Origin of the sequence: Streptomyces sp. NPDC101166, from assembly GCF_044768125.1 — a bacterium.
In the GTDB taxonomy this organism is placed as follows: Bacteria; Actinomycetota; Actinomycetes; order Streptomycetales; family Streptomycetaceae; genus Streptomyces.
Genome location: NZ_JBIWPF010000038.1, coordinates 1 through 23,574, shown reverse-complemented (window position 1 = coordinate 23,574; position 23,574 = coordinate 1). Strand labels below are relative to the sequence as shown.

At 69.4% G+C, this 23,574-nt stretch carries 21 protein-coding genes and 5 pseudogenes; 11 read left to right on the top strand and 15 right to left on the bottom strand.

The genetic code is table 11. From position 1 onward, the window contains the following. Position 1: 1 nt before the first annotated feature. The 3 genes from ACIRS4_RS35470 to ACIRS4_RS35460 all read right to left on the bottom strand — a co-directional run bounded on the left by ACIRS4_RS35470 (position 2) and on the right by ACIRS4_RS35460 (position 2,311). Positions 2–796, bottom strand: a complete 795-nt coding sequence (locus ACIRS4_RS35470; protein ID WP_404203937.1) for an alpha/beta hydrolase — start codon at positions 794–796, stop codon at positions 2–4. Positions 797–949: 153 nt separating this feature from the next. Beyond that, positions 950–1,144 (bottom strand): hypothetical protein, encoded by a 195-nt coding sequence (locus ACIRS4_RS35465; RefSeq protein ID WP_404203935.1) that lies wholly within the window; start codon positions 1,142–1,144, stop codon positions 950–952. A gap of 171 nt (positions 1,145–1,315) precedes the next feature. Beyond that, complete coding sequence (locus ACIRS4_RS35460) at positions 1,316–2,311, bottom strand: hypothetical protein (protein WP_404203933.1); 996 nt, start codon at positions 2,309–2,311, stop codon at positions 1,316–1,318. A 451-nt stretch (positions 2,312–2,762) separates the two neighbouring features. Here ACIRS4_RS35460 and ACIRS4_RS35455 point away from each other — a divergent pair, with 451 nt between their 5' ends. From ACIRS4_RS35455 to ACIRS4_RS35445, 3 genes and pseudogenes are all read left to right on the top strand, one after another. Then, positions 2,763–3,230 carry an SsgA family sporulation/cell division regulator gene (locus tag ACIRS4_RS35455; protein ID WP_404203931.1) on the top strand — a complete coding sequence of 156 codons (468 nt, stop codon included), beginning with the start codon at positions 2,763–2,765 and terminating at the stop codon, positions 3,228–3,230. A 941-nt stretch (positions 3,231–4,171) separates the two neighbouring features. Beyond that, on the top strand, positions 4,172–4,735 hold the full coding sequence (locus tag ACIRS4_RS35450) for a CGNR zinc finger domain-containing protein (RefSeq protein ID WP_404203929.1): 564 nt from the start codon (positions 4,172–4,174) through the stop codon (positions 4,733–4,735). A 532-nt stretch (positions 4,736–5,267) separates the two neighbouring features. Then, positions 5,268–5,528 (top strand): annotated as a pseudogene (locus ACIRS4_RS35445) (transcriptional regulator); the annotation flags it as partial. A 264-nt stretch (positions 5,529–5,792) separates the two neighbouring features. Here the strand turns inward: ACIRS4_RS35445 and ACIRS4_RS35440 are convergent. Next, positions 5,793–6,698 carry an NAD(P)H-binding protein gene (locus ACIRS4_RS35440; RefSeq protein ID WP_404203927.1) on the bottom strand — a complete coding sequence of 302 codons (906 nt, stop codon included), beginning with the start codon at positions 6,696–6,698 and terminating at the stop codon, positions 5,793–5,795. 45 nt (positions 6,699–6,743) lie between these two features. After that, entirely contained in the window at positions 6,744–7,580 is an 837-nt protein-coding gene (locus ACIRS4_RS35435; protein WP_404203925.1) for an SDR family NAD(P)-dependent oxidoreductase, read from the bottom strand. 73 nt (positions 7,581–7,653) lie between these two features. Between ACIRS4_RS35435 and ACIRS4_RS35430 the strand changes: the two genes are divergently transcribed. Continuing rightward, positions 7,654–8,244, top strand: coding sequence for a TetR/AcrR family transcriptional regulator (locus ACIRS4_RS35430; RefSeq protein WP_404203923.1), 591 nt, complete (start codon positions 7,654–7,656; stop codon positions 8,242–8,244). Positions 8,245–8,375: 131 nt separating this feature from the next. Here the strand turns inward: ACIRS4_RS35430 and ACIRS4_RS35425 are convergent. Together ACIRS4_RS35425 and ACIRS4_RS35420 are read right to left on the bottom strand one after the other, a co-directional pair. Next, positions 8,376–8,795 (bottom strand): annotated as a pseudogene (locus ACIRS4_RS35425) (IS5 family transposase); the annotation flags it as partial. A 203-nt stretch (positions 8,796–8,998) separates the two neighbouring features. Then, positions 8,999–9,346 carry a hypothetical protein gene (locus tag ACIRS4_RS35420; protein ID WP_404203921.1) on the bottom strand — a complete coding sequence of 116 codons (348 nt, stop codon included), beginning with the start codon at positions 9,344–9,346 and terminating at the stop codon, positions 8,999–9,001. Between the two features lie 538 nt (positions 9,347–9,884). Between ACIRS4_RS35420 and ACIRS4_RS35415 the strand changes: the two genes are divergently transcribed. Both ACIRS4_RS35415 and ACIRS4_RS35410 read left to right on the top strand, forming a co-directional pair. Beyond that, the gene (locus tag ACIRS4_RS35415; protein ID WP_404203918.1) at positions 9,885–10,943 is read left to right on the top strand and encodes an alpha/beta hydrolase; all 1,059 of its coding nucleotides are present in this window, start codon (positions 9,885–9,887) and stop codon (positions 10,941–10,943) included. Positions 10,944–11,039: 96 nt separating this feature from the next. Continuing rightward, positions 11,040–11,927 (top strand): helix-turn-helix domain-containing protein, encoded by an 888-nt coding sequence (locus ACIRS4_RS35410; RefSeq protein ID WP_404203916.1) that lies wholly within the window; start codon positions 11,040–11,042, stop codon positions 11,925–11,927. 401 nt (positions 11,928–12,328) lie between these two features. Here the strand turns inward: ACIRS4_RS35410 and ACIRS4_RS35405 are convergent. Then, positions 12,329–13,181, bottom strand: a pseudogene (locus ACIRS4_RS35405) (helix-turn-helix transcriptional regulator); the annotation flags it as partial. A gap of 414 nt (positions 13,182–13,595) precedes the next feature. Here ACIRS4_RS35405 and ACIRS4_RS35400 point away from each other — a divergent pair. Further along, complete coding sequence (locus tag ACIRS4_RS35400) at positions 13,596–14,567, top strand: GNAT family N-acetyltransferase (RefSeq protein WP_404203914.1); 972 nt, start codon at positions 13,596–13,598, stop codon at positions 14,565–14,567. A gap of 545 nt (positions 14,568–15,112) precedes the next feature. Beyond that, complete coding sequence (locus ACIRS4_RS35395) at positions 15,113–15,259, top strand: hypothetical protein (RefSeq protein ID WP_404203912.1); 147 nt, start codon at positions 15,113–15,115, stop codon at positions 15,257–15,259. On the opposite strand, the gene ACIRS4_RS35390 is transcribed toward ACIRS4_RS35395, so the two are convergent. The 6 genes and pseudogenes from ACIRS4_RS35390 to ACIRS4_RS35365 all read right to left on the bottom strand — a co-directional run. Further along, complete coding sequence (locus tag ACIRS4_RS35390; protein ID WP_404203910.1) at positions 15,232–15,807, bottom strand: hypothetical protein; 576 nt, start codon at positions 15,805–15,807, stop codon at positions 15,232–15,234. The genes ACIRS4_RS35395 and ACIRS4_RS35390 overlap by 28 nt on opposite strands. Beyond that, a complete protein-coding gene (locus ACIRS4_RS35385; protein WP_404203908.1) occupies positions 15,804–17,207 on the bottom strand; it encodes a hypothetical protein in 1,404 nt (467 codons plus the stop codon). The genes ACIRS4_RS35390 and ACIRS4_RS35385 overlap by 4 nt, the downstream gene beginning before the upstream one ends. Then, positions 17,204–18,037 (bottom strand): ABC transporter ATP-binding protein, encoded by an 834-nt coding sequence (locus tag ACIRS4_RS35380; RefSeq protein ID WP_404203906.1) that lies wholly within the window; start codon positions 18,035–18,037, stop codon positions 17,204–17,206. Before ACIRS4_RS35380 ends, ACIRS4_RS35385 begins: the two co-directional genes overlap by 4 nt. Then, positions 18,034–18,876: a zf-HC2 domain-containing protein gene (locus ACIRS4_RS35375; RefSeq protein WP_404203904.1), complete on the bottom strand. Its 843-nt coding sequence runs from the start codon at positions 18,874–18,876 to the stop codon at positions 18,034–18,036. Before ACIRS4_RS35375 ends, ACIRS4_RS35380 begins: the two co-directional genes overlap by 4 nt. Beyond that, positions 18,873–19,433: an RNA polymerase sigma factor gene (locus tag ACIRS4_RS35370; protein ID WP_404203902.1), complete on the bottom strand. Its 561-nt coding sequence runs from the start codon at positions 19,431–19,433 to the stop codon at positions 18,873–18,875. The genes ACIRS4_RS35375 and ACIRS4_RS35370 overlap by 4 nt, the downstream gene beginning before the upstream one ends. Before the next feature lie 1,021 nt (positions 19,434–20,454). After that, positions 20,455–20,908 (bottom strand): annotated as a pseudogene (locus ACIRS4_RS35365) (NAD(P)-dependent oxidoreductase); the annotation flags it as partial. Here ACIRS4_RS35365 and ACIRS4_RS35360 point away from each other — a divergent pair. After that, positions 20,902–21,096, top strand: a pseudogene (locus ACIRS4_RS35360) (hypothetical protein); the annotation flags it as partial. The pseudogenes ACIRS4_RS35365 and ACIRS4_RS35360 overlap by 7 nt on opposite strands. Positions 21,097–21,236: 140 nt before the next feature. On the opposite strand, the gene ACIRS4_RS35355 reads toward ACIRS4_RS35360, so the two are convergent. Further along, a complete protein-coding gene (locus tag ACIRS4_RS35355; RefSeq protein WP_404203900.1) occupies positions 21,237–21,641 on the bottom strand; it encodes a hypothetical protein in 405 nt (134 codons plus the stop codon). A 974-nt stretch (positions 21,642–22,615) separates the two neighbouring features. Between ACIRS4_RS35355 and ACIRS4_RS35350 the strand changes: the two genes are divergently transcribed. Both ACIRS4_RS35350 and ACIRS4_RS35345 read left to right on the top strand, forming a co-directional pair. Beyond that, positions 22,616–23,038, top strand: coding sequence for a hypothetical protein (locus ACIRS4_RS35350; protein ID WP_404203898.1), 423 nt, complete (start codon positions 22,616–22,618; stop codon positions 23,036–23,038). 120 nt (positions 23,039–23,158) lie between these two features. Beyond that, positions 23,159–23,344 carry a hypothetical protein gene (locus tag ACIRS4_RS35345; RefSeq protein WP_404203896.1) on the top strand — a complete coding sequence of 62 codons (186 nt, stop codon included), beginning with the start codon at positions 23,159–23,161 and terminating at the stop codon, positions 23,342–23,344. Positions 23,345–23,574: the final 230 nt, after the last annotated feature.

The following is a 23,574-nucleotide window of genomic DNA, read 5'->3' as shown; positions in this document are numbered from 1 at the left end:
TTCACGACCGGTGGGCGCCCAGACCATGCTCGTCCAGCCAGCCAAGGACATGATCGGCGACCGATCTCCACCCACTGTCGATGACCAGACAGTGGGCACGGTCGGCGAACTGCTTAAGATCGGTGACGGCCCTGGAATCGCCGTACTGCTTGTACACCGCGCGCGTGACGGAGTCGGGCACCAGCCGGTCCTCCTGCCCGGAGACGAGCAGAAGCGGGCCACGACCGGCGTTGCCCACATCCGCCGTGGCATACGGACTCCCCACCCCGCCGGCCAGATCGGCGAGCAACGCACGCGGCGCCGGAACGACATGGCGCTCGAAGAGCCGACCGGACTCCTGCGCCGTGATCGTGTTCGCGAAGGCGTGGTGGAACTGCCCCGGGGACAACGACACAAGCCCTTCAGCCCCGCCGGTCCGACCGGGGGTCCACCACGGCGCCGACGAGGCGGGCAGGGCAAGGCCGTTGATCGGCGCGGGTGCGATGGCCACTGCGGCCCGGCCGAGGTCGGCGCCGAGGAGGCGCTGCGCGATGAGGCCTCCGACCGAGTGCCCGACGATCACCGGCGCGGTCTCACATGAACGTACGATCTCCTCGTAGTGGTCCGTCAACACCTCCAGGCCGACACCGGCCAGCGCCTCGGGGGGCGTGCGCGTCTGCCCCGCAGCGGCGGCCTCCCCCGGCCATCCGGGCGCCAGGGCGAGGAACCCCCGGCCGGCGAAGCGTTCCACCCATGACTGCCAGGACAGTGCGTGCAGCCACGCGCCATGGATGAAGACGACGGGAGTACGGTTCACGGCTGGCCCCTTCGAGCATGACGACCGCCCGGCACCGGCAGGCGGGCGACCGTCTCAGGATCGTTCAGCCACAGGCCGCCGGCGACAGTCGAATGACTCAAACGCCGTCGGTCCCGGGCAGCCGGACGCGGCCCTCGCACTCGAAGCAGGTCTCTACAGGCCCAGATCGAGAGCCAGACACGAGAAGGTGCGCCACGCACCCGTGTCCTGGTACGCAGAGTCCGCCCCGGCGTCCGGCGCGGACTCCACCACTTGCGTCATGTCCTCGAACCGGACGCGCTCGGGCAGCTTGCCGAAACGCACATGCCGTGCCGCCTCCGCGGCGTCCATCGCGACTTTCCGCTCCATGGCCCACCTCCACTTCCTCGACCGTGGACGGGCTCCGCCGGCCGGCGCAGCCAGGGCCAGCCTGCACCCACGAGCGTCACCTGTCAAGCCGGTGACGACTGGGTGTGAGAGAAAGCGAATCGCCCGCCCCGAACCCGGGACGGGCGACTCCCTCCTCCCGCGGGAGGCCGGTCAGAACTGCCGCGACTGCTTCCAGAACACGTAGCCGTTACCACTGGTGGCGATCAGATAGATCGTCGCGAGAGAAGCGACGAGAACGGGGCCGTACCTGGCCGTGAAGCCATTGATCTCATTGGACCAACCGGAGTAACCGTTCACCTCGTTGACCGTGGTCAACGACAGCCGGGTGTCCGGTCTGCGCACCGCGACCTGACCGAATCCGTTGTTCGCGAACGCCACGGCCGGCTGGGCGTCCGTGGTCACGCCGCCGAGGATCTCGGAATCCGTCCAGCGAGGGTTCCCGTAACGCTGGCGCCTTACATTCACCCGGTCGTCCAGACCCCGATACACAAGCACCAGCGCCTGCCCGAACGAGCTCCACGCGATCGCCGGTGACGAGTTACTCGTCGCACCCGGGACCGTCACCGGAAGATCCCACTGACCATTCTGGCCGTTGTAGTAGACACCCCACAGCTCAGCGCTGCTGGCACCCCGATAGGCCAGATACCAGCCGTTGTTGGGCAGCGGGGCGACCGCCACAGACAGATTGTTGGGCGTCTCCACGCTGTTGGGAACCTGAAACCAGGAGCCGAGACTCAGAACGCCGTCGTTCACCGCGACGCGCGCATAGTAGACACGCCTGTCCACGCCAGTGTGGAAGGCCCACCAGTAGCCGCCGTTGAAGATGATCTGCGGATTCGACCGGGTCTCCGGCCTGGTCCCTCCCGAGGGTGCGGGCCAGAGCCTCACCTGATTGTTGTTCAGGGAGACGTAGATGCTGTCGTCGCTCCAACCGCGCCATATCTGAACGAGCTGGCCGGTACGGGGATCACGCGCCTCCTGTATGTCACCGTCGGCCTGGGCGGGCCTGCCGTTCTCCATCTCCCTCGCCCATCCATTGCTCTCCCCGGGCTCCGCGGCAAAGGCTCCGGTGGACGTGAGGGTGACGGCGCAAGCGGTGAGGACCGCGACGAGCAAGAGCCGCCATCTGCTGAGGCTGGATCGCATGCCAATCCTTTCGGTTGATGTATCGGAATTTCTCGACGGGGCCGGCCAGGCGCCGACCTCCGGTTCCCCTCGTCCGGTCACCGTCCACGAGACGGTCGACGGCGCCATGCCGGGTTCACGGCCGAGGGGGCCTGCCGACAGGTATCCATTCCTGTCTGCCCGCCCTCTCGTGCACCGCCGATCCGCACGCCCCTGCCGACGGCGACGGCCGCCGGACAGGAGACGGAACGGACCCGCGGAAAGGTCCACGTGCACCAGGTGAGCGCCGGGCGTCAGCGGTGCGGCGCCGGGCGGACGATCGACCTGTGCCACATCGCACTGACACCGGTGTTTTGTTCACCGCCCCGCTCGCCCCCCTCTCCTGACCGTCAACTGACCGATGTGCGAGGCCCGCCCGCCGACGAAGAGTGGGAAGGGATCAGAATTCACCGCACGGAGGAGACCTCCCGTCATGCATCGAGACCAATCCCCCCTGCGGGCGCGTTCAGCGCCCGAGCTCGTGCCTTCACTGTTCCTTCAACTCGACCAGATGCTCGACGAGTTCACCGCGCAGCCGATCCGCGCGGAGTTCCGATTCGACCCGCACATGCCCGCGGTGATCACGGTCGCGTTCCAGGCCGAACGAGGACCGGGGATCACCTGGCACTTCGGCCGCGAGCTCCTGCACCGAGGACTGACGTCGATGAGCGGCTGCGGCGACGTACGGATGTGGCCGGCCCAGCACAGACAGCGGCCCTCGTCCTGGCTGCTGCTGGAGTCACAGGACGTTCAGGCCCTGTTCGAAGTGCCCGCCGCGCCGCTCGCACAGTGGCTCGACGCGTCCTACCGGATCACCCCGGCCGAGGCGGAGATGGACGCCCTGGACTGGGACGACATACTCATGAACCTGCTCGACAACCCGACAGAAGCCTCGGACTGACCTGCCATGGAGTCGCGGTGACCGATGGTCGGCGGTCGGCGATCAGCGGTCGGCGGTCGGCGGTCGGCGGTCGGCGGTCGGCGGTCAGTGCCGGGGCGGGATGACTCAGCCGAAACCGGAGGCGAGGCCCGGATCGCGTGACGGGGACACCTGCGGACAGCCGCACAGGCTGCGGGCAACCCGCCGACCGCCGGCGCCGACCAGAGCGGCGGACAAGATCTCGGGCGCCTTCCCGTGCTCCACCCAGGCCGTGAGCGCAGAAGCCACCGCGAGTGACCGCGATCCGCCCACGCCCGGCTGACGTATCCGGTGCGCATCCCCGCATCGAGCCTGCCGAGCATCCCCCGCCGTCCGAGGCTCCCCCGGCCATCAGCTTCGGCAATTCCCCCACGGCGTGTGCTCCTTGAAAACGTATGAACCCCGTCCTGCCCGGCACCCTCTGGAGTCACCGGTTCAACTGGTGACGATGCTGGCATGGGCTTCTCAAGGCTGTCAACAACGAACGGCCCGCACGCTCGAGCTCGGCCGACCGGGCATCCCGGCCGACCGGGCAGGGCCCGGCCGGGAGCGACGCTGGCCGTGGACGAAGGAGTCACAGACGCGGCGGGCGGAGACGAGATCCCCGGGTGAGATCCGGATCCGGCCCACCGTCCGGCACCCAGGCAGGAGTGCCGTCGAGGCGGCCCGTCGCCGTACCCCTCGGGCCGCGCGGACCGAACAGGGCCCGCGACCGCCGACATCCCCGCCCAGGCACGGGCGCCCGACAGGCGCACGCCGGCCGACCGCCCAGGGCCCACAAGGAGGGGCGGGCAAGCCGATACGGCCGACCGTGACCCTGACCGCCGCGGAACCTCACGAGGCGCCGCACGCCCCCGCAAGGACACCACCTGAAACGGTGACGATTGTTGCGCCCCTTGGAAGTCACCTGCCAATATGGTGATGTGAACCTTGACCATGTCTTCGTGTGCGGGCACCCGGCCCTCGACTTCGCGGCCACCCTGCGCGCCCGGCGCTCGACCCGGTTCGAGATGCTGGTGACGCCGGAACGACTGAATGCCTGGTACCTGGAGTCCGCACTGGTGGACACGATCACTCCCGGCCACGAGGACGACGTCCGCGAGGCAACGGCCGTACGCGAGGCCATCTACCGGCTCGTCACCAACCGCCGCCTCGGCGAGGAGTTCGACCGGGAGGCCCTCGCCGTGGTCAACGCCACCGCACGCAAAACCCCCGTGACGCCGCAGCTCACCCTGAAAGGCCGGCACACCGAGGCCACTCCCGAACTGGCGCTCGCGACCGTCGCCCGGCAGGCCGTCGAACTGCTCAGCGGACCGGACGGACCCTTGCTGAAGGAATGCGGCAACCCCGACTGCACCCGGGTCTACGTCGACCGCTCCCGGGGCATGCGGCGCCAGTGGTGCGGCATGGAATCCTGCGGCAACAAGATCAAAGCCGCCGCCTACCGCGCCCGTAAGAAGACCGTACCCGCCACACCCGCACACTGACCCACCCCACGCCTGCGCGCCGCCAGCCCCGACGGGCCCCGGGCCGCCGATGCCGTCCGGGCAAGCACGGCCGCTGGGGACGAATCGGCGCCCTGGACGACGGTCACGAGACCTCGATGGAGGAACTCCACTGAGGCCGCAACCGAGGGCCGGCCGATCGCCTGGGTGGCCAGCGCACCCGACGACTGGTGAGTGGACCAGGCCGGGCCGCGGCCTGGGGAGGAAGTCGCGGCGTCAGGCTGGTGGGCGAGGCCCCAGGCGCTGCGCGCGACCCGGGGCCTTGCCGCAGCCGGCCAGCGCGTGACGGCGAAGGCCGCAGCACCGTTGGACGGTGCGCCCTCAAGGTCGGCGGATGGTGGCGAGCCTGCCCTGCATCGACCGTGCCAAAGGCCGCCGCCTCGACGAACTTCGGGCAGGTGATCGGGAGGTCCGTGGCAGCTTCGCCCTCAGTTACAACGGCCTGAGCGAACCCGAGCGCCGGGCGTTCCGGCTGCTCGCCCTGCCCCACTCACCGGACTTCGCAGTGCCAGTCGCCGCTGCCCGCCTCGTCGTCGGCCTGTCCGCCCCCGACCACTTCGTGGGCCCGACGCTCAACCCGAAGATCCCCGGGAGCTGGCTGGTCGACCGGCCCACGTCGAGGTGGACCCGCGCCTGCACTCACCGGTCACTCCGGACGGCATCCGGCCGACCGGTCTGGCCTGGCACCAGACGCACTCCGTCGCCTACGCCCAGAAGCTGGGGTTACAACGTCCGGCGCATCGAGGCCTACCTGCGCCGTGAAACCGGCGCCTACCGACGGGACTCCGACGAGCGGGTACACCCGCCGTCACGGCCAGCACCCGGTAGCCCGCGTCGAGGGTGCCATGTTGCTGCACCATGCCGAAATAGAGTCGGGGATGCTCGACGATCCGGTTGAGTGCGGGATTGTCCGCTGCCGCGATGGGGATGGCGTGGAAGTGGTGCACGTCGCGGTGGACGTGGCCCTTCGATGAGGGCCAGCGGCAGGCGGCGGGTGGCGAGGATCGGCCCGAGCACTCCTCCGGGATTCCTGCGGCAGTCAGCCGAGGTAGAAGTCCTTGCGGACCGTGACGAACTCCTCGACGGTCAGGGGCCGCTTCCCGGTGATGCGCTCGACGTCGCTGGTCGCCCTGTCGTAACGGTTCGCGCGGTGCAGCTGCGCCATGGTCGCGATGTGCTGCTCGGTGTGCTGTGGCAGGCCCGCTTTCGCGAGTACCTCTGTGCGCCACCATTGCAGGGGGACGTCCCGATAGGTCACCGTCCGGTCGAGTGCCTTGGAGAACTCCTGGGCTGCTTCGCTCATGTCGAGCGCCCGCGGTCCGGTCAGCTCGTACACCTTTCCGGCGTGCTCCCCGGGATCGCGCAGGATGGTCGCGACCACCTGGGCGACGTCGTCGGCAGCGACCGGCGAGGTGCGTCCGGTCCCGAACGGCAGCGCCAGTGTGCCGTTCTCGCGGATCGACCGCGCCGCGAGGGCGGTGAACAGCGGATTGTCGAGGAACGTCGTCGGGCGCACGTGCACCACAGGCAGGCCCGACCAGTCCAGCACCTGCTCCGCCAGCCAGTGCAGCCGTTGCTGGTGGGATTCCGCGGTGCTGATGGCGGTCATCTGCGACACCGTCATCTGCGACATGTCCACCAGCACGTCGAGTTCACCGTGCGCCTTCGTGACCGTGGCCATGACGGTCGCCGCCAGCAGGTGGTCCGGGGACACACTGAGACCGAAGTACGTTCGGCGGACGCCGTCGAGCGCGGCCGCCACCGTCTCGGGCCGGGCCAGATCCCCGGTGACGACCTCGGCGCCCAATGCCCGCACCTCGGCCGCGCGGTCGTCCTCGCGGCGCACCAGGACGCGGACCGGTACGTTCTGCGCGCGAAGTCGCTCTGTGACGAGGCGGCCCATGCCGCCTGCGCCGGTGACGAGGACGAGGTCGTGATCAGCCATGGAAGCGCTCCTCGCCGGTGGGTTGTCCGGTGGCGTCGGCGATGGTCATGATCGTGTTCCTTGGCTGTTGGTGCGGGCGGCGGGGAGCGGGCGCTGACGGCGGGCCATCCAGCCCATGAGCCGGACCATCGAGCGGCGCGGCAGGAATTTGCCGGCGAGGGCGAGCGGCCGGCCGTTGGTCACCACCGACGGGGGCGCGGATCGGCGGTCCAGCGTGTCGAGGGCGATCGTCACGACCTGCTCGGGGGTGGCCCGCTTCGTGCCGTAGTCGGCGGACTGGCTGTGGGCGACGTCGTAGAACTCGGTTTGGGTGGCGCCGGGACACACGGCCAGGACGCGCAGGCCAGTGCCGCGGGTCTCCTCCCACAGCGATTCGGTGAAGCTGAGGACGAAGGCCTTGGTGGCGCCGTAGACGCTCAGGTAGGGGGTCGGCTGGAAGCCCAGCAGGCTCGCGACGTTGATCAGGACGCCGGTGTCGGCGGAGGTCAGCGGGGCGATGTAGGCGCGGCTGAGGTCGACCAGCGCGCTGACGTTCAGCGCGATCATGCTCTGCAGGCGGTCGGGGTCCTCGTCGGTGAACGCGTCGTGGGTGCCGAAGCCGGCGTTGTTGACCAGCCCGGTGGCGAAGATGCCGCGGGACTCGAGTTCGGCGCGCAGCGTGCGGCCGGCGTCGGGGAGGCCGAGGTCGCGGGCGACGGCGGTCGCCGTGACGCCGTGGGCGCGGGTGAGTACGGCGGCCAGGCTCTCGAGCCGGTCCGCCCGCCGGGCCACCAGCACGAGGTCCGCGCCGCGGCGGGCCAGCTGGCGGGCGAATTCGGCACCGAGACCGGAGCTGGCGCCGGTGACGATGACGGTCTGGCGGTGGTAGTCGATGTCGCTCATAGCATTCACTCTACGCACGCTTTTGCACTGAGTGCAACTAACTGCATTGCGTAAAGCGTTGTACCATCGGTGCATGCCTCAGAAACCGTCACCCATTCGGGAGCAGACCCGCTCCGTGGTTCGATCACTGCTGGCCCGGACCGCTATCGAGCTGTTCGCCGCCAAGGGCTACGACGACACGACCCTCGACGAGGTCGCCGCCGCCGCGGGCGTCTCCCGGCGGACTCTGTTCAATTACTTCCGCAACAAGGAAGACCTCGCACTCAGCGGCCTGGACGAACAGGGTGAACTGATCGCCGCGCGCCTCGCGGAGCGCCCGGCCGACGAGGATGCCTGGACGGCGCTGCGCGCGGCGTTCCAGGTGCTCGAGGAGATCGACATGACAGCCGAAGGGCGCCTGGAGTTCATCACTCTGCTGTTCGGCAACGATTCCCTGCGCGCCGGGCATGCCGAGAAGCAAGCCCGCTGGCAGGGCCTGTTCGCACCGCTGATCGAGCCGCGGCTGCCCGACTTCGACCGCCGAACTCTGCAAGCCCGCGCGATCGCAGCCGCGGCGATCATCTGCCTGCAGGCAGCCAACGAGGAATGGGTACGTTTGGGCGGACAGGTCGACCTGTTCGACCTCTACGACACCGCCGTACAGGCCATCCGCCGCCCCACCTGAAACCGGCAGCATCCAGCCCCACCCAGCCCAGTCGGCGTGAGGACCAGGGCCCAACCGTTCAACCGCGCCCAGCAAGACCGAACGATCCGGCCACTGTGCGGGCACCGTAGAAGTCGATGTCGGCGTGGTGCTTACTGATCGTTTGAGAATGCAGTTCGGAGGCGGCGGAGGCATACGAGGCTGCAAGCCAGTTCGAGCAGGCCCTGGTGGAAATCGGCGCGTCGTTCGTAGCGGGTGCGGAGCCGTTTGAACTGGTGCAGCCAGACGAAGGCACGTTCGACCACCCAGCGGACCTTGCCCAGTCCGGAGCCGTGGGCGACGCCGCGTCGGGCGATCACGGGCTTGATGCCGCGCTTCCACAGCAGGCGGCGGTACTTGTCGTAGTCGTAGCCCCGGTCGGCGTACAGGCGTCGGGGCTTGCGGCGGGGGCGTCCTCGTAGGCCCCGGATCGATGGGACGGCGTCCATCAGGGGCAGAAGCTGGGTGACGTCGTGCCGGTTGCCGCCGGTGAGCGTGACGGCGAGCGGGGTTCCGTGGAAGTCGACGATCAACTCCGGTCAGGAACACGCAACCGCCCAGGATGACGGCGGCGCCGTTCGGGAGCAGGAGCAGGTGGCAGCAGCAGGGCCACGCGCTCCCCCAGGTCGTCCGGAACAAGATCAGCTCGCACTCGGACACCCTGCCGACCAAGATCGTCGAGCACAGGACCCGCGGCTCAACTCATGCTGAAACGATCAGCAAAAGCACGGCAAGCTCAGCAGGACGGCGCGCAGTGCCGTGTCGCCTGCGGACCGGCCAGGACATCGAAGCCGTACCCAAAGCAGGCGAGCCCCGCGACGGCCGCCGCCAGTCCGAGCGCGGTACGCCACCGGCCCCGTACAGCGACGACAACAGCCAGGGCGGCGGCGGTCCCGCCGAACACCAGGACCGGCAGGCCCAGCCGGAGCAAGTCTGGGTTGGTCTCGCCCTCGAAACCGCCGAAGAGGCCCCGCCGGCCGTACGGGAGCCAGACCACGAAGCCCGCCAGCGCGCCGAGTACCGCTGCCAGGCACCCCGCGGCGCCGGTGGCGGCTTCACGCCGGGTCGTCTGTTCAGTTTCCATATACGGAGAGACGCCTCGCCGGCGCTGGGAAGTTCCGCTGACCCCGGACAGGTCCGGTCCGGGGTTCCGTCCCGCCCAAAGCGTCAGGGGATACGACACGCCTCCCGGCCTCATCAAGTTCGGTCCGCGTTCGACCTCGCCGTCCACGTTGCCGGACGCAACCGCGCTGGACGGCGTCATGTGCTGTAGGCGTGCCTCCGCCCGCTGGTGTCTCGCCCCCCGGGATGGCATCGCCAAACCGCATCGCCTGATGAAGGTGAAGGTTGTGTCCGACGGCATCTCGACCTACACCTCATCTTCGGCCTGCACTCCAACCATCGGTGAAGAGGCGGTGCTCCGTCTGTGCACCGTCGCAACGCCGCCTAGGAAAATTTCTTCCCATTGTCCGTTTCGGCGGCAAGGCGGACGCTCGTGGTGTCGCTGCGTACAGCGGCGGCGCTCGCGGAGGCGTACGTGCGGAAGCGCAAGATCAACAGCGCTTCCGCGGCACCGTGATCCCCGTTACGACCTACGACGTAAGGCAGGTAAGGACGCCCCCATGGCCGTTCCCCCCACGCCCCATCACCCCAGGCCCCGTGTTACGCGGCGGGGCCTGATCGGCACCGCAGGCGCGGTCGCGGTAGGCGCCGCGCTCACCCCCGCCGCGATGGCGACCACCAACTCCAAGTCCACCGATGCCGACAACTCGAAGGCGCAAACAACCGTGAACCGCAAGATCAGCTTCGATCGTGAGGGTCTGACTCTGGTGGGTGACCTGTTCACCCCCGAAGGCTTCGACGAGAGCGGGCACTACCAGGCGCTCATCGTTCAGGGATCGCTCACCTCCGTGAAGGAGCAGATGCCCAACGCCTACGCGCAGAGGTTCGCCGAGCAGGGCTTTGTCGCGCTGGCCTTCGACTACGCCCACTACGGAGAGAGCGCCGGCGAGCCGCGTCAGTTCGAGTCTCCGGCCGAGAAGCTGAGCGATCTTCAGGCCGCCGTCACGTACCTCGGCGAGCAGCTGTACGTGGATGCCGTGGGCATGGTCGGCGTGTGCACCTCGGCCAGCAACGGCGCCTACCTTGCCGCGCAGGACCCGCGCGTGAAGGGCTTCGCGACGATCGCCGCCTTCCTCGCCGACGAGGACACGTTCAAGCTGACCTACGGCGAGGACGGGATCGCCCAGCGTCTCGCGGACGCCGACGCCGCCCGCCGCACGTTCCAGCAGACGGGCGAAGCGACGATCATCCCGGTGTACAGCGAAACCGACCGGCGGGCCGCCAACTACAACCCGACGCCCGGCGCATACGACTACTACACCAACCCGGCACGCGGAAACGTCCCCGAGTACAAGAACGAATTCGACGTCACGTCCTGGGACACCTGGATCGCCCTCGACGCGCTCAGCCAGGCTCCGAAGATCACAACGCCGACGATGGTGGTGCACTCCGACGGCTCCGCCTTCCCGGACCGCGCGAAGAGGCTCTACGACAGCGTCCAGGGTGAGAAGGAACTCGTGTGGGCCGACGGAACCCACTACGACTACTACGACTCGCCCGCTCAGATGGACAACGCCGTCGCGAACGTGACGCGGTTCCTGCGCACCCACCTGGTCTAGGCGCTCGCCACAAGCCCCACCCGACTTGTTCTGCCAGAACCGCGCCCGGGCCTTCTGCCCTGAGCGCGGTTCTGTGCAGGCGGAACAATGAAAGACGTGAGCGTGAGCGCGAAGAACCCGCACCTGGAGGAGCTGGGCCAGTTCCTGAAGGCCCGCCGCAGCGAACTCAGCCCGACCGCGCTCGGCCTGCCGCCGGGAGACCCTGGCACACGGCGGGTGAGCGGCCTGCGGCGGCAAGAAGTCGCCGCGCAGGCCTCGATCAGTCACGACTACTACAGCCGCATCGAGCAGGGACGTCTGGCACCCTCCCCGCCGGTACTCGACGCCCTCGCACACACGCTGCGCCTCACACCGGTCGAGCGCGCCTACATCGAAGGGCTCGCCCGACAGGCCGATCGACGCCCCTCACCCAGGCGCCGGCCGGCGCCGGCGCGGCCGCAGATCCAGCGCCTCCTGGACCAGCTGACGCTCACGCCTGCGTTCGTGGTGGGGAAGTACCTCGACTTCATCGCCTGGAACCCGCTCGCCGCGGCGCTGCTCATCGACATCGACAAGATGGCCCCGCACGAGCGCAACTACGTCCGCATGCTGTTCGCCGACCCGCGCATGAAGGACTTCTACGACGACTGGGAGGGCATGGCCCGTACCGGCGTCGCACTCCTGCGCATGCAGGTCGTCGACAACCCCAGCGACCCACGGCTCGCGAACCTGGTCGGCGAACTCTCGGTCGGCTATCCCCTCTTCCGGCAGTGGTGGGCAAGCCGCCATGTCGCCAGCCAGAACTTCGGCAGCAAGACCATCCACCACCCAGAACTCGGCGAACTCACCCTCGACTGGGACAGCTTCTACTGGAGCGGAGACCCTGACCAGCACCTCACCGTCTGGTCACCCGCCCCCGGCTCCCCCAGCGAAGAGAAGCTCCGGATCCTCAGTTCACGGATCCGACAATCCGGCGCCACTGCCCACGGCCAGGCGCAGCCGTGATCGAGCCCTCGGAGAAAGACCCGCCGATGAGACAGGTGCGGTAGCCCACATAAACCGTGAGCTCGTCGTATGGGACGCCGCGGAGCGCCTCGCGTTCGAGCAGTTGCAGAACCGGCTGGCCTACCGCGGTGCCGGGGCACCGCGAGCAGCCGAGGAGGGGCTGGCCCACTTCGTGGCGTTCGATCTGCTCAGGTGGTCCGGGACGGACACGACCGGGTGTCCGTAGCAGCGGCGGCGGGCCGCGCTGGAGTCGAGTTCGCCGCTCGTCGACTCTTCGCGCAGCGACCGGCACTGGCGCTGCACAACCAGGGGGAAGCTGTCGGCGGTCCGTGCCTCACGAGCGTGCTTGCCGCCCGTGGCCAGCCGGCTGAGTCGGTCTTCTCTTCACGGGTGCGCGGCCAGGTGGCCGAAGTACCGGTCCAGCTGGCGAGAAGGCCCAGAGCTTCGGCGGAAGGGGAAGCGGGTTCGGGGGTGTAGAGGGTGAGGGTCTGTTCGGGGTCGCCTTCGATGGCCAGGACCAGGTAGTCGAGGGTGAGATCGCCGGCGATCGGGTGACGCAGGCGTTTGGTGCCGGTGGTGCGGGCGACGACGTCGTGGTCGGCCCACATGCGGCGGAAGATGTCGCTGTGCAGGGACAGCTCGCCGATCAGCTCGGTGAGTTGCGGATCGTCGGGATGGCGTCCGGCGTACAGGCGCAGCATGGCCAGGCAGTCGCCGGCGACCTTCTCCCAGTCGGCGTACAGGGTGCGAGCGGCTTCGTCCAGGAAGACGTAGCGGGCGAAGTTGCGTTCGCGGCGGGGACGGGCTTCGAAGTCGGTGCAGAGGGCGTGGGCGAGCCGGTTTGCGGCGAGCACGCTGTGCAGCGGCCGCGTCGTCCCTGGACCACCGCGGGGACGCTGAGCGAGTCCAGGGTCCGGTACAGGATCGGGTGGACTCGCTGGGGGGCGCGGGGGCGCCCGCGGCGGGCCCGGGCGGTGGTGGGCTGGGCGAGGTCGAAGAGGTGGGCGCGTTCGGTGTCGTCCAGTTGCAGGGCGCGGGCGACGGCCTCCAAGACGGTTTGGGAGACGCCCTGGGTGCGGCCCCGCCCAGGCGGATGTAGTAGTCGACGCCGACGCCGGCGAGCTGGGCGACTTCCTCGCGGCGCAGCCCCAGTACGCGGCGGGCGCCGCCGTGCGGGGCGAGGCCGGCCTGTTCGGGGGTGAGCCTGGCCCGGCGGGTGCGCAGGAACTCGCGGATCTCGCTGCTGCGGTCCATCGGTCGACGGTACGGCGGTACCTGGCAGTTCGGGGTGCTGTGCTGCCCGGGGGTGAAGCGGTAGGCGGGGGCCAGTCCGGCCGGGACGTCGAAGGCGACGAAGACGGCGTCCTCGGTCTCGCGGCGCACCTCGCGGGCGGTGAGCCGGTTACAAGCCGCAGCCGGGCCGAGGCAATCCCCGCCCAGCATCAGCGCGCTGCACGGGACGGCGGGGCCGGCGAGGAACGACGCCGCCAGGTCGGGACGGGGTAGTACTCCAGCTCACCGCAGGTGCCCCAGCTGGCGCTGAAGCCTCGCCCGTGCCAGGGGTGATGGGGGTCGGCCGGATGTAGTCGCTCTTCAGGTCGCGGGCCGTTCACCTCGCCTGCGGCATACCACCGTGGTGGGATGGAACGGGGTGGGAAGGAGAGAGCGATGTCCCCACCAGCAGCGGAGCACAAGAGTGGAGCGGCCCCAGTATCAGTCCGCCCGCTGGGTGAGGCGGACCTGGATCGGGCCGATGAGATCTGCGGGGACGCTTTCGGGACCTTCCTGGGGGCGCCTGATCCTTTCGGGACCGTCGACTATGTCCGTACGCGCTGGGCGGCCGATCCGCGGGCGGCGTTCGCGGCGACGGTCGAGGGTGAAGTCGTGGCATCGAACTTCGCCACCGACTGGGGCAGCGTCGGGTTTTTCGGACCGCTGACCGTACGTCCGGATCTGTGGGACCAGGGCATCGGCAGGCGTCTGATGGAGCCGGTCATGGACTGCTTCGGCGCATGGGGGAACCGCCACCTGGGCCTGTTCACCTTTTCGCACAGTCCCAAGCATCTTGAGCTGTACCGCCGGTACGGTTTCTGGCCTCGATTCCTCACAGCCATCATGAAGAAGCAGGTCGCAGACGGTGCCGCATTCCCCGGCCGGGTGCTCTACGGCGAACTGCCCGCTGCCGAGCGGCCTGACGCGCTGAGTCTCTGTCGCGCACTGACCGGAGTCGTGTACGAGGGCCTGAGCCTGGAACGCGAGATCGTGGCCGCGCAACGGCAGGGGCTCGGTGACACCATCCTGCTCCATGGCACTGGCTCCGAGCTCGATGGCTTGGCCGTCTGCCACTGTGGAGCCGGGTCGGAGGCCGGCGCGGACGTGTGCTTCGTCAAATTCGGCGCCGTACGTCCTGGTCCGGAGGCCGCCGGCCGGTTCGAGCGACTGCTCGGCGCGTGCGAGGGGCTGGCCGCCGAGCGCGGCCTGGGCCAACTGGACGCCGGTATGAACCTTGGCCGCCCGGATGCCTACCGGCGCATGATCGATCGCGGTTTCCGCACCTGGTTGCAGGGCGTGACCATGCACAGGCCCAACGAACCCGGGTACAGCCACCCCGACGCGTATGTGATCGACGACTGGCGCTGAGACCACCGCCGCGCTCGGCCCGCCGGGAAGGCCCAGTGCTGTCGGAGCCCATGAATATTCCGAGCCAGTGCCGGCGGCAGGACGCCTCCCGGACCGCTGTCGAAGTGCTGCACGTTCTCCCGGACCTGCGCGACGGCGAGGAGCCACAGCGGGAAGCAGCGGTAGCTCTGGTTCCAGCCGTCGTAGACGCGCAGCGTGAGGCGGTCGGTAAACGGATCACTGTCCGCATTGCCCTCCTGGACGACCTCGTGAGCGGAGCGCTCGCCCAACGCCGTCCGGCCAGTGGCCGACGCGTCAGATGGCGGCGTGTCGGGCGAGGGCCATGTGCAGCTCTCCGAGGCGTTCCGAGCGGGCCGGCGCGCAAGCAACGCAGACCGCAGCTGTCCCGCCGGTCTTCGCCGACTCCCTTGCCGATCTGTTCCACGCGCCGACCCAGCATGTGGCGAGCCGTCCGCGGTCTGTCCCTCGCGGTCCACCATTCAGTTCAGTGCAGCAGGACCAGCCGCGCGGGTCTGGCGACGGGACCTGTGCGGTGGGGCTGCTGGGTGTCAGGTGCCGGCGGTCTGCGCGCCGAACATGAGGGTGTGGTGTGGGACGTCGTACGGCAGGTTCTTCAGTACGTCGGCGTCGACCGTGAGGGCTTCTGCCCCGGCCCCTTCGTCCGCTACCGCCTCGGTCCCGCGAAGGCGTAGGCCGCGGTGCCGGCGAACGTGAGGAGCAGGGCCGTCCAGGTGCTCGCTGCCGTGCCGGGCGGCAGGAGCATCCAGGTCGCCACCTGCATCGGCGTACCGGTGGCGGACGGGGCGAGGAACGCGGCCGAGAGCCAGGCGAACGGCAGCGTCCATGCGTACCGGCCGCCCGCGAGCGCCGCGCCCAGGGCGGCCAGTCCCATGAGGCCCGCGCTGTCCCGGACGACGAACAGGGCGGCGGCCGTGTGCTCGCCCATGGTCTGCGCCGTCAGCAGCACCGCGCCGACGGCTGCGCCGGCGAGCAGCACGTGCGCCGCTCTGCGGGGCGCCCAGCGGATCGCGGCTGTCCGGTCCAGCGCGAGGTCCTGCCCGCTGAGCCCGACGGAGGCTGCCATCGCCCCCGTGATGAGGATCAGCACGGGCAGTCGTGGATCACCGGGGCCCTCGCCCTCGTCGCCGGCGAGTGCCACCACCGTCATCGCGGTGATCACCGCGGTGGCGAGCGACGCGGGTACTTGACGCGAACGCGCGTACAGCATCAGCCATCTCACGGGGACACACCGCCTTTCAGCACGTCGAAGGCATCGCTCTCGCAGGAGAGCGCGGCGGCGCGCATCGCGTTGATGCGTGAGAGCTGTTCGGCCCGCGGGAGCGCCGTGAGTTCCTTCCACAGCGGGCCGGTCTCGTCGTCGACCGCGCGGGGCATGCCGGCCGGGAGGGTGGCGGGAGGGGGTTGGAGATCGCCGAGGACCCAGCCCACGGCGACGGCCTGCGCGGCTGCGTCCGCATATTGCCCCGAGCTGTTCCAGCCGACGGGGGTGCATCCCGGCACCATGGCCTTGGCGATCAGGGCCCGGGTCAGCTGGTCGCCCTGCGCTGCGGTGATGCCGTCGTCGTCGAAGTCGAAGAGGACGGTGCTGCGGGACCACTGCGGTGTGGCGCCGTTCGGCAGGACGGCGGTGTTCTCGCGGACCGAGACCGGCGCCTGGTCGCCGAGGGCGCCGGCGAGCAGACGCAGCGCCTCCTTGCCGGGGCCGGCCAGGCCGGCGAGTCGCGCCTGGTGCGTCTTCGTCACGCACACCGGCCCGTCGCACACCGGCTCCGCGGCGTTCTCGTCGAGGACGTACATCCGCTGCGGGTCGGAGGGGAGGACGAGCAGGGCTGCCGCCGCGCCCGCCAGGAGGGGCGTCAGGGCGATCAGCCGGGCGCGCGGGGTCGCGGCGACCAGCAGCGCGAAGCCGGTCGCTGCCATGCCCAGCAGCCAGATCGTCTGCCCGATGTGCACGGAGGCGGAGAGCGTGACGAACACATCGCGCACCTCCTGCACCGTCGGTGACAGCAGGGAGACCCGGTTCGGCTCCGTGCTCGGGAAACCCCCGGGCGTGGTCGTCTCCGTCCGGCCCAAGGACATGTACATGAGGGCCGTGAAGACGAAGGCGCCCATGGCCAGCGCGGGCGGGGTGAGTGCGGAGGGCAGAGTCCGTCCGGCCCCCATGCCCAGTACGGCCCCCGCGACGAGGAAGAGCGCCCCCACCAGCGAGATCGGCAGCCATCCGAAGTGCGTGTACTCGCTGTTGCCGAGCACCTGGACGGCCCCCACGAGGACGAGGAGGGCGAAGGCCGAGACCAGTGCGATCGCCATCGCGCCCGCCATGGTGGCCCCGCGGTGCCGGGCGGGCCTCGGTGTGCTGGTCAGCAGCTCGGACATCTTCGAGCGGTGGTCGCGCAGGCCCTGCAACGCCCCGAGCCCCACGGCGAGCGGCCACAGGTAGAACAGCAGGCTGCGGGTCCACAGGGCCAGGGACGTCCACTGGGCCGTCCACGCCGTGGCGCCCCTCGACCACGCGGCGTTGATCGAGTACAGGAACGCCAGTGCTGTCGTCAGGATCACGGCGCCGGCCCACGGGGCTAGGGAGCGCTTCAGCTCGATGCGCAGGACACGGATGTTCACCAGGCGCCCCTTGCCTGCTCGGGGCCCTGCAGCAGGGCCGAGTAGCCGCGTTCCGACGGGCTGTCGCCCTCGTGCTCCGGACCGCCCGCGGCGGCCAGCTCGCCGGGAGTGCCCTGGAAGACCAGCCGTCCGCCGGCGAAGAGGACCACGTCGGTGCAGGCAGCGGCGACGTCCTCCACCAAGTGGGTCGAGACGACCACGCAGCTGTCCCGGCCCAGTTCCTGCAGCAGCTCGCGGAACCGCAGCCGCTGCGCGGGGTCGAGGCCGGCCGTCGGTTCGTCCAGCAGCAGGATCGACGGATCGTTGACGATGGCCTGAGCGATGCCGGCCCGGCGCACCATGCCGCCCGACAGGGCCTTCATCCTGTCGTCGGCGCGGTCCGCCAGGCCCACTCGCTCCACGGCACGCTGGACCGCCGCGGGGATGTCCGCCTTGGGCACCTCCTTCAGCCATGCCATGTACTCGACGAACTCGCGCACGGTGAAGCGCTTGTAGTAGCCGAACTCCTGCGGCAGGTAGCCGATCCGGCGGCGCAGCGTCCGGTGCCCGCCCCGGCCGCCCACGGACTCGCCCAGCAGTTCCAGGGCGCCCTCGGTGGGACGCAGCACGGTGGCCATCGTCCGGATGAGGGTGGTCTTGCCCGCTCCGTTGGGGCCGAGGAGGCCGTGCACGCCGGTGCCCAGCGACAGGTCGAGCCCGTCGACAGCCATCCGATTCCTGCCGACCCTGACCTTCAGCCCGGTGGCCTGGATCTCCCAGGCGTAGGCGGTCGGTGAGATGTCGGCCGCGTTCAACGCGGGCGTCATGTGGTGTTCCCTTCCGGGGGTCATCGATGGGCTCCCAGCACGCAGTACGCACCCCTGCGGGCGATCACGACACCGATGCCGAGCGTGAGGACCAGCCCCCACACGGGCAGAGCGCCCGTTTGCAGGGCGAAGGTCGTACGGCCGGCGGCCGCGGTCGGCGCCACGACCACGGCGGCCCACACCAGTGCCAGCGTGACGGCGGCGCGCGTCACGCCGACGACACCGCCGAGCGCCAGGGTCGTCGAGGTGAAGGCCAGACAGGGCAGCAGCCACTGGGCCACCATCACCCCCGTCATCCATCCGCCCACCAGCAGCGCGGGGACGACCACGGCGAGCACGGACGCGGTGCGCCGCAGCACCAGTTGGAGCCCGGCCCTGGGCGCCGACGCCGTCAGCTCGTACGCCGGGTCCAGACCGCGCGACCACGACGCCGCGACGCCGAGCACCGGCAGGACCGGCGCGAACAGCAGCACCAGCGACACCTCGCCGGAGCCGGAGCCGGAGCCGGAACCGGCCAGGTCGAGCAGCAGCGCGAGCAGCGTCACGGCCACGACCATGGACAGCCACGGCGCCATGGTGGGCGTCAGCCACCTCGACAGTCGCGCCGACAGCCGTGCAGGCCAGCGCCGTCCGTGCGGCATCGTGGCCGTGACGGCCAGCTGGGGTTCGAGGCCGGACCACACGGTGGCGACCAACGCCGCCACGGCCGGCGCCTGCGCCGCGACGGCCGCGGACAGCCGCTCACGGCAGACCCGGCACGCCTCCAGATGGGCCTCCAGGGCCCACACCTCGTCGGCGGCGAGGTCCGTGCCGCCGCGCGCGTAACCGTCGATGATCCGCATCGACGCGTGTTCCACGCTCATGTCAGCGCCTTCCTCATCGCGATCCGGGCCCGGCGGGCACGGGTCTTGACCGTGCCCTCGGGCAGCCCGAGCAGCACGGCGGTCTCCCGAACGGACAGCCCGTCGAGCACCATGGCCTGCAGTACCTGCCTGAGTTCGGGCGCCAGGCGCCGCAGCGCGTCACCGACGTCCCCGCCGACGGTCACCGCGAGCGCCTCGTCCTCGGCGGCGGGCGCCACCTCGGCGAGAGCGGCGGCCGGCGGCGGCTCGGCATGATGGGCCCTGCGCCGGAAGGCGTCGACGAGGCGGCGGGCCGCGATCGTCCACAGCCATCCGACAGCCGTCCCGCCCACCGAGGTCCCCGCGAACGCGCCCGCCGCACGCCACACCGCCAGATACGTCTCCTGCATGACCTCGGCGACGATCTGCTCGTCGGCACAGCGACGGCGCAGTCGCAGCACCATCCACGGTGCTGTACGCCGGTACAGCTCTTCGAACGCCGCGCGGTCACCCGTGGCCACCAGCTGGACGAGACGCTCCTCGTCCGGCTCGCCCGGTGCCTTCCTGACTGATCTCACACCCGCTAGACGCCGGGTCCGCACTTCCGGTTTTCCCTCCCGCGTGATCCACGTCACACGCCCGGTGGCTGGTCCCTCGGCGCGACGGCGGTGCGGGCCCGGCCGGCCTCGGCGACGGAAACGACAGCAGCGCCGCGCTGCGTCCCTCGCCGTGGATCGGGCCTGGAACGCGTCTCTGCCATCGCCTCCCCACGTGCCGGATACCCCCCCGTTCTACGCTCAGTTGACGGACACCGCGCGAAAGGCGCACGGGTCACGGAGCGGCTGCCGACGCGGGTCGGGTCGGGTCGGGTAGAGCGTCCTGTGAAGTTCTCGAGCCGCAGGAGCGTGTCCGGTCGGCCGATGGTGAGCAGGCCGGCCTCGGCGGCAAGGTCCTCCACGGCGCGGCCTGCAGCCACGACCCGGCAGGAGAGCGCGATGCCGGCGGCGCAACCGATCTGCGGGGCCAGCGCGGTGACCAATCCGACGGAGCAGTGGACGCCGCCGTGTAAGTGTTCGCCGTCGGCGGTGACGCCGGGAACGCAGCGAGCGGCGAGGGCGTCACAGGCAACGCACAGACGACACGGGGAGCGCAGCAGACCCTAGCCGATGACAGGATCTAAGACGCCGAACCGGAACTGACCGCCCTCGGCGGACACGGTCACGGTCAGAGCGTCGCCAATGAGCTCCGCCAGCTGCGGGTTTCCCCGTTTCCTCTCCTGCCCGAAAGAAGGATTGCTCGAATCAGGCCGCCGGGTATTGAGGAGCATGTCCGGACGTGCCGTCTGACCTGTCCGCGGATACGTCCGGACAGCGCGCACGGGATACCCCACCGCCGGTTCCAACTGCGGGAACGCCATCCGGACGCAGTGGAGGCGATGGCTTCCGGTAACCCGCTTCGCCCCCTTTGCGGCTGGATCTGGACCCGCCCCCTGCGGATGGCGTCCAGACACCGTCTCTGACGTGCGGATTGTTTACTCCGAACGGCTCTCAGGGACACCGATTTGCCCACCGGTGGGGCGGCCGACCGCGCCTCCGGCCGGCCGAGCCGGCGTACCGGTTCGCCCCCGAGGAACGCCTGGACGTCCTCGACAGCGTGGCTGCAGTACGTCGCGTAGCCGGCCTGCGAGACGTGCCGAGGTGCGGGGCGGCGAGCAGCCGGGGGCGGTGCGCACCGGGCGGCCGGCCGGCAGCGGCTCGATCTCGAGAACGTCGACGCCGGCGCCGGCGATCAGGCCCCTCGTGCAGCACGGCCAGCAGGGCGTTCTGGTCGACGAGGGCCGCACGGGAGGTGTCGACCAAATCGGCGGCTGGCCTCATCAGGGCGAGTTCGGCCCGGCCGAGCATGCCGCGAGTGCGGTCGCTTGAGCTCGAGGTGGAGCGCGACGTCGCTGAGCTTGAGGCGGAGCGAGACAAAGTCGCTCCCGCAGCAACTCCTCCTTGAACGGCGCCACTTCGACGCCGACCCTGCCGGCACGCTCCCTGGCGAGATTCTGACGACAGTGACAACACGTTCGTCGTCATCCAACCTGATCAGGACGACCCCGCCCGGTTCGCCTCCGTCGCCGTCCTGAACGAGGGCGGATACGAGGTAGTCCGCCGCGAGCACGACGTCACGATCCAGACCAGCAGCGACCGCATTGCGGGCGACCTAACCAAATGGCTAGCCGCCCGGGACTTCTAAAACACGGCCTAGCGGAATCAGGCTGTGCCCCTCCAGCGTCCACCGGTCGCCGGGCGCCGACGCACCCACGCGCGACTGCAAGATGAAGCGCTGGATGGGGTCGCTTGCGCGCGGTCAGACGTGAATGTGGGGAATTGCAGTCAGGCTGTGAATGTGAAGTCGCCAGACCAGATGGAGATCTCACTGTTCCCAGTAAAGACACTTGCGATGACAGATGCACCCTCGGGCAGGTTTCCCGTGCCCCAACCCGAGCAGTACGGTGAGCCATGGCCGAACGTGTCGACGGAGTGCTTGTCAGCCTGGTTGAGCTGGGCCGAGAGTCCCGCTCCGTCTGCGTTGTAGTCGCAGACCCTCAGGGCGTCACCGGGGTTCGAGCCATTCGGGTCGGCACTCCACTCGACGGTGCCGAAATAATGGCCGTTGCGATACACATTCTTGCTCACGATCCCGGGCGCGGCCTCAGCATTGGCCGGGATTGCAACTGCTGAGACCACGATTGTCGCGGCAGCCACGCAGCTCAGCCGCCCAATTATCCTCTTGGTCATGATTCCCCCTGCGAAGGATGACGAATTATAGAAATTCGAACATTACAAGATCACCGAGCGCTCCTGCAAATGATAACAGCAGTTATTCCGAATGGGAGGATGATTTCGGCCAACTGAGCATTCCCCAAGGAGCCGGGTGCGCAGGTTCGAATCACTGGTTCGGCGTGGGATGAGGAGCGAGTGGAGCGGGTGGACCAGCGTCTATAGCCACGGCCGCGCCGCGCGTCCGGTCGGTCGGTCGGTCGGTCGAACTCTCAGTCGACTGCCGCCCTCCGGGTCGTGGCCAGTACTGCGCCACCTACCCGCGCGGGTGAGGTCGTCGGGCGCGTCAAGGGCATCGTCGTGGGCTCAGCGACGGGACGCGGAGATGACAAGAACTCGCCGACGCCCGCGTCCTGCAGGCCCTCAACGCCTGACCTCCTACCAGCCTGTTCCGGCGGGTCACGCCGTGAGCGACGCTGCACCGCGGCATGTAGTTCCTCGCCGGGCGGCTCCGGCAGCGGCTGCTGCCCACAGCGCCCAGCGGATCAGGGTTTGCGCGACCGAGTGGAGTTTGATGTTCAGATGCTGGGAGACCTCGTGCAGCATCTCGAACCCGGCGGCAACCGTTGAGCCGCGATGAGGACGCCAATGGCCTGGCGACCGTCGCGTGGGAGTCGACCGCATGTCGCAGTCGGGCGGTCTCCTGCTCAAGACGGGCCAGCTCCCCGGGGGGGTGCCCCTATGTGTTTGGTCAAGGTCCAAGCCCAGTAGGTTCGTGCGGTCGAGGACGGGCTGAGCCGTAGGGGTGTGCATGAGTGATGGCCAGGTCACGATCAAGCTCACGAGTGACGAGGCACTGGTGCTGTCGCACTGGCTGGAGAAGCTCCAGAAGTCTGGGGAGGCGGACGCCGGATACTGAAGGACCGACGGCTCCGGGCGTCAAATCGATTGCCTCGGGGTCCGGCACGGTGTGACATGTGGGCATGAGCAGAATGGCGCAGGTCATCGTGTTGGCGCGTCATGAGGACGAGGTGATGGAGCCTCTGACGCGACCGGACGAAGCCCGGACTTGGCGCGGCTGCTTCGTGCAGATCCCCTGGTTCATTGGGGGCTGGCACATCGAGTTCGAGCGGTGGGACCGGCGCCGCGGCGTGCTCAAGGACCTGGAGTCGTTGCCGTGGAACGAGCCCGCCTGCGTGCAGGTCATGTTGCACGACGAGGACGACGACCTGTTCGGTTTGTGGATGTTCCGCGGCGGGACACTCGTCGAGGTGGGTATCCCTGGTACCCAACGGGTGCACATCGTTGCCCCGTCGCGGGACACGGACCCCGGCTTTCTGGTCCGGACCAGTCTGGGCAGGGGGGAGGACAAGCACTCGCCAGAGCATGTCCATGACCCCCGCTTGTGCTGGTGATCTGTTCCATACCGGGGCCGGACCGATGCAGAAGTCGCTGTCTCCGGTTCTTCCCGAGCCGGACCGGTTGCCCGCCGCCCCGCGGCGGGCATCCTTGGCCCGAATTCGCGGAGGTACGTCATGCGCGTCCTCGCCGACGGCCTGGATCTGTCGGGCAAGACCACCCTGACCGCCGCTCTCGCGGCCGAGCTCGCCGCGTGGGGGCGGACGGTGGTCGAGCACAAGGGCTTCCTGGCCGACCGATTCGGAAGACGACTCACGGTTCGACAGCCTGCTCACTCAGCTGACCCCACACTTCCCGACTGAGGAGGAACATCTCTTTCCTGCCCTGCATGGAGCGTGCCCTCCCGAGGTCCTGACCGCCCTCGGGGAGAAAGTCGTCAAGGCGAACGCCCCCACCCGACCACGCCCGGGTTCTCCCGACAAGCTGCGGGCCAACAAGCTCCTAGGTCGTGTCTTCAATTGATCTTGAGTGGTGGATCATGGTTGGGTGATACGTCGACATGAACTGTCCGATGAGGAGTGGGAGTTCCTCC

What these genes read in the sequence shown, in the direction of transcription:
- ACIRS4_RS35415 (WP_404203918.1), top strand. Translation starts at nt 9,885, where the DNA reads ATGGCCGTTCCCCCCACGCCCCATCACCCCAGGCCCCGTGTTACGCGG.
- ACIRS4_RS35380 (WP_404203906.1), bottom strand. Translation starts at nt 18,037, where the DNA reads ATGACCCCCGGAAGGGAACACCACATGACGCCCGCGTTGAACGCGGCC.
- ACIRS4_RS35440 (WP_404203927.1), bottom strand. Translation starts at nt 6,698, where the DNA reads ATGGCTGATCACGACCTCGTCCTCGTCACCGGCGCAGGCGGCATGGGC.
- ACIRS4_RS35350 (WP_404203898.1), top strand. Translation starts at nt 22,616, where the DNA reads ATGGCGCAGGTCATCGTGTTGGCGCGTCATGAGGACGAGGTGATGGAG.
- ACIRS4_RS35455 (WP_404203931.1), top strand. Translation starts at nt 2,763, where the DNA reads ATGCATCGAGACCAATCCCCCCTGCGGGCGCGTTCAGCGCCCGAGCTC.
- ACIRS4_RS35430 (WP_404203923.1), top strand. Translation starts at nt 7,654, where the DNA reads ATGCCTCAGAAACCGTCACCCATTCGGGAGCAGACCCGCTCCGTGGTT.
- ACIRS4_RS35460 (WP_404203933.1), bottom strand. Translation starts at nt 2,311, where the DNA reads ATGCGATCCAGCCTCAGCAGATGGCGGCTCTTGCTCGTCGCGGTCCTC.
- ACIRS4_RS35465 (WP_404203935.1), bottom strand. Translation starts at nt 1,144, where the DNA reads ATGGAGCGGAAAGTCGCGATGGACGCCGCGGAGGCGGCACGGCATGTG.
- ACIRS4_RS35345 (WP_404203896.1), top strand. Translation starts at nt 23,159, where the DNA reads ATGCGCGTCCTCGCCGACGGCCTGGATCTGTCGGGCAAGACCACCCTG.
- ACIRS4_RS35400 (WP_404203914.1), top strand. Translation starts at nt 13,596, where the DNA reads ATGTCCCCACCAGCAGCGGAGCACAAGAGTGGAGCGGCCCCAGTATCA.
- ACIRS4_RS35435 (WP_404203925.1), bottom strand. Translation starts at nt 7,580, where the DNA reads ATGAGCGACATCGACTACCACCGCCAGACCGTCATCGTCACCGGCGCC.
- ACIRS4_RS35375 (WP_404203904.1), bottom strand. Translation starts at nt 18,876, where the DNA reads ATGAGCGTGGAACACGCGTCGATGCGGATCATCGACGGTTACGCGCGC.
- ACIRS4_RS35355 (WP_404203900.1), bottom strand. Translation starts at nt 21,641, where the DNA reads ATGACCAAGAGGATAATTGGGCGGCTGAGCTGCGTGGCTGCCGCGACA.
- ACIRS4_RS35420 (WP_404203921.1), bottom strand. Translation starts at nt 9,346, where the DNA reads ATGGAAACTGAACAGACGACCCGGCGTGAAGCCGCCACCGGCGCCGCG.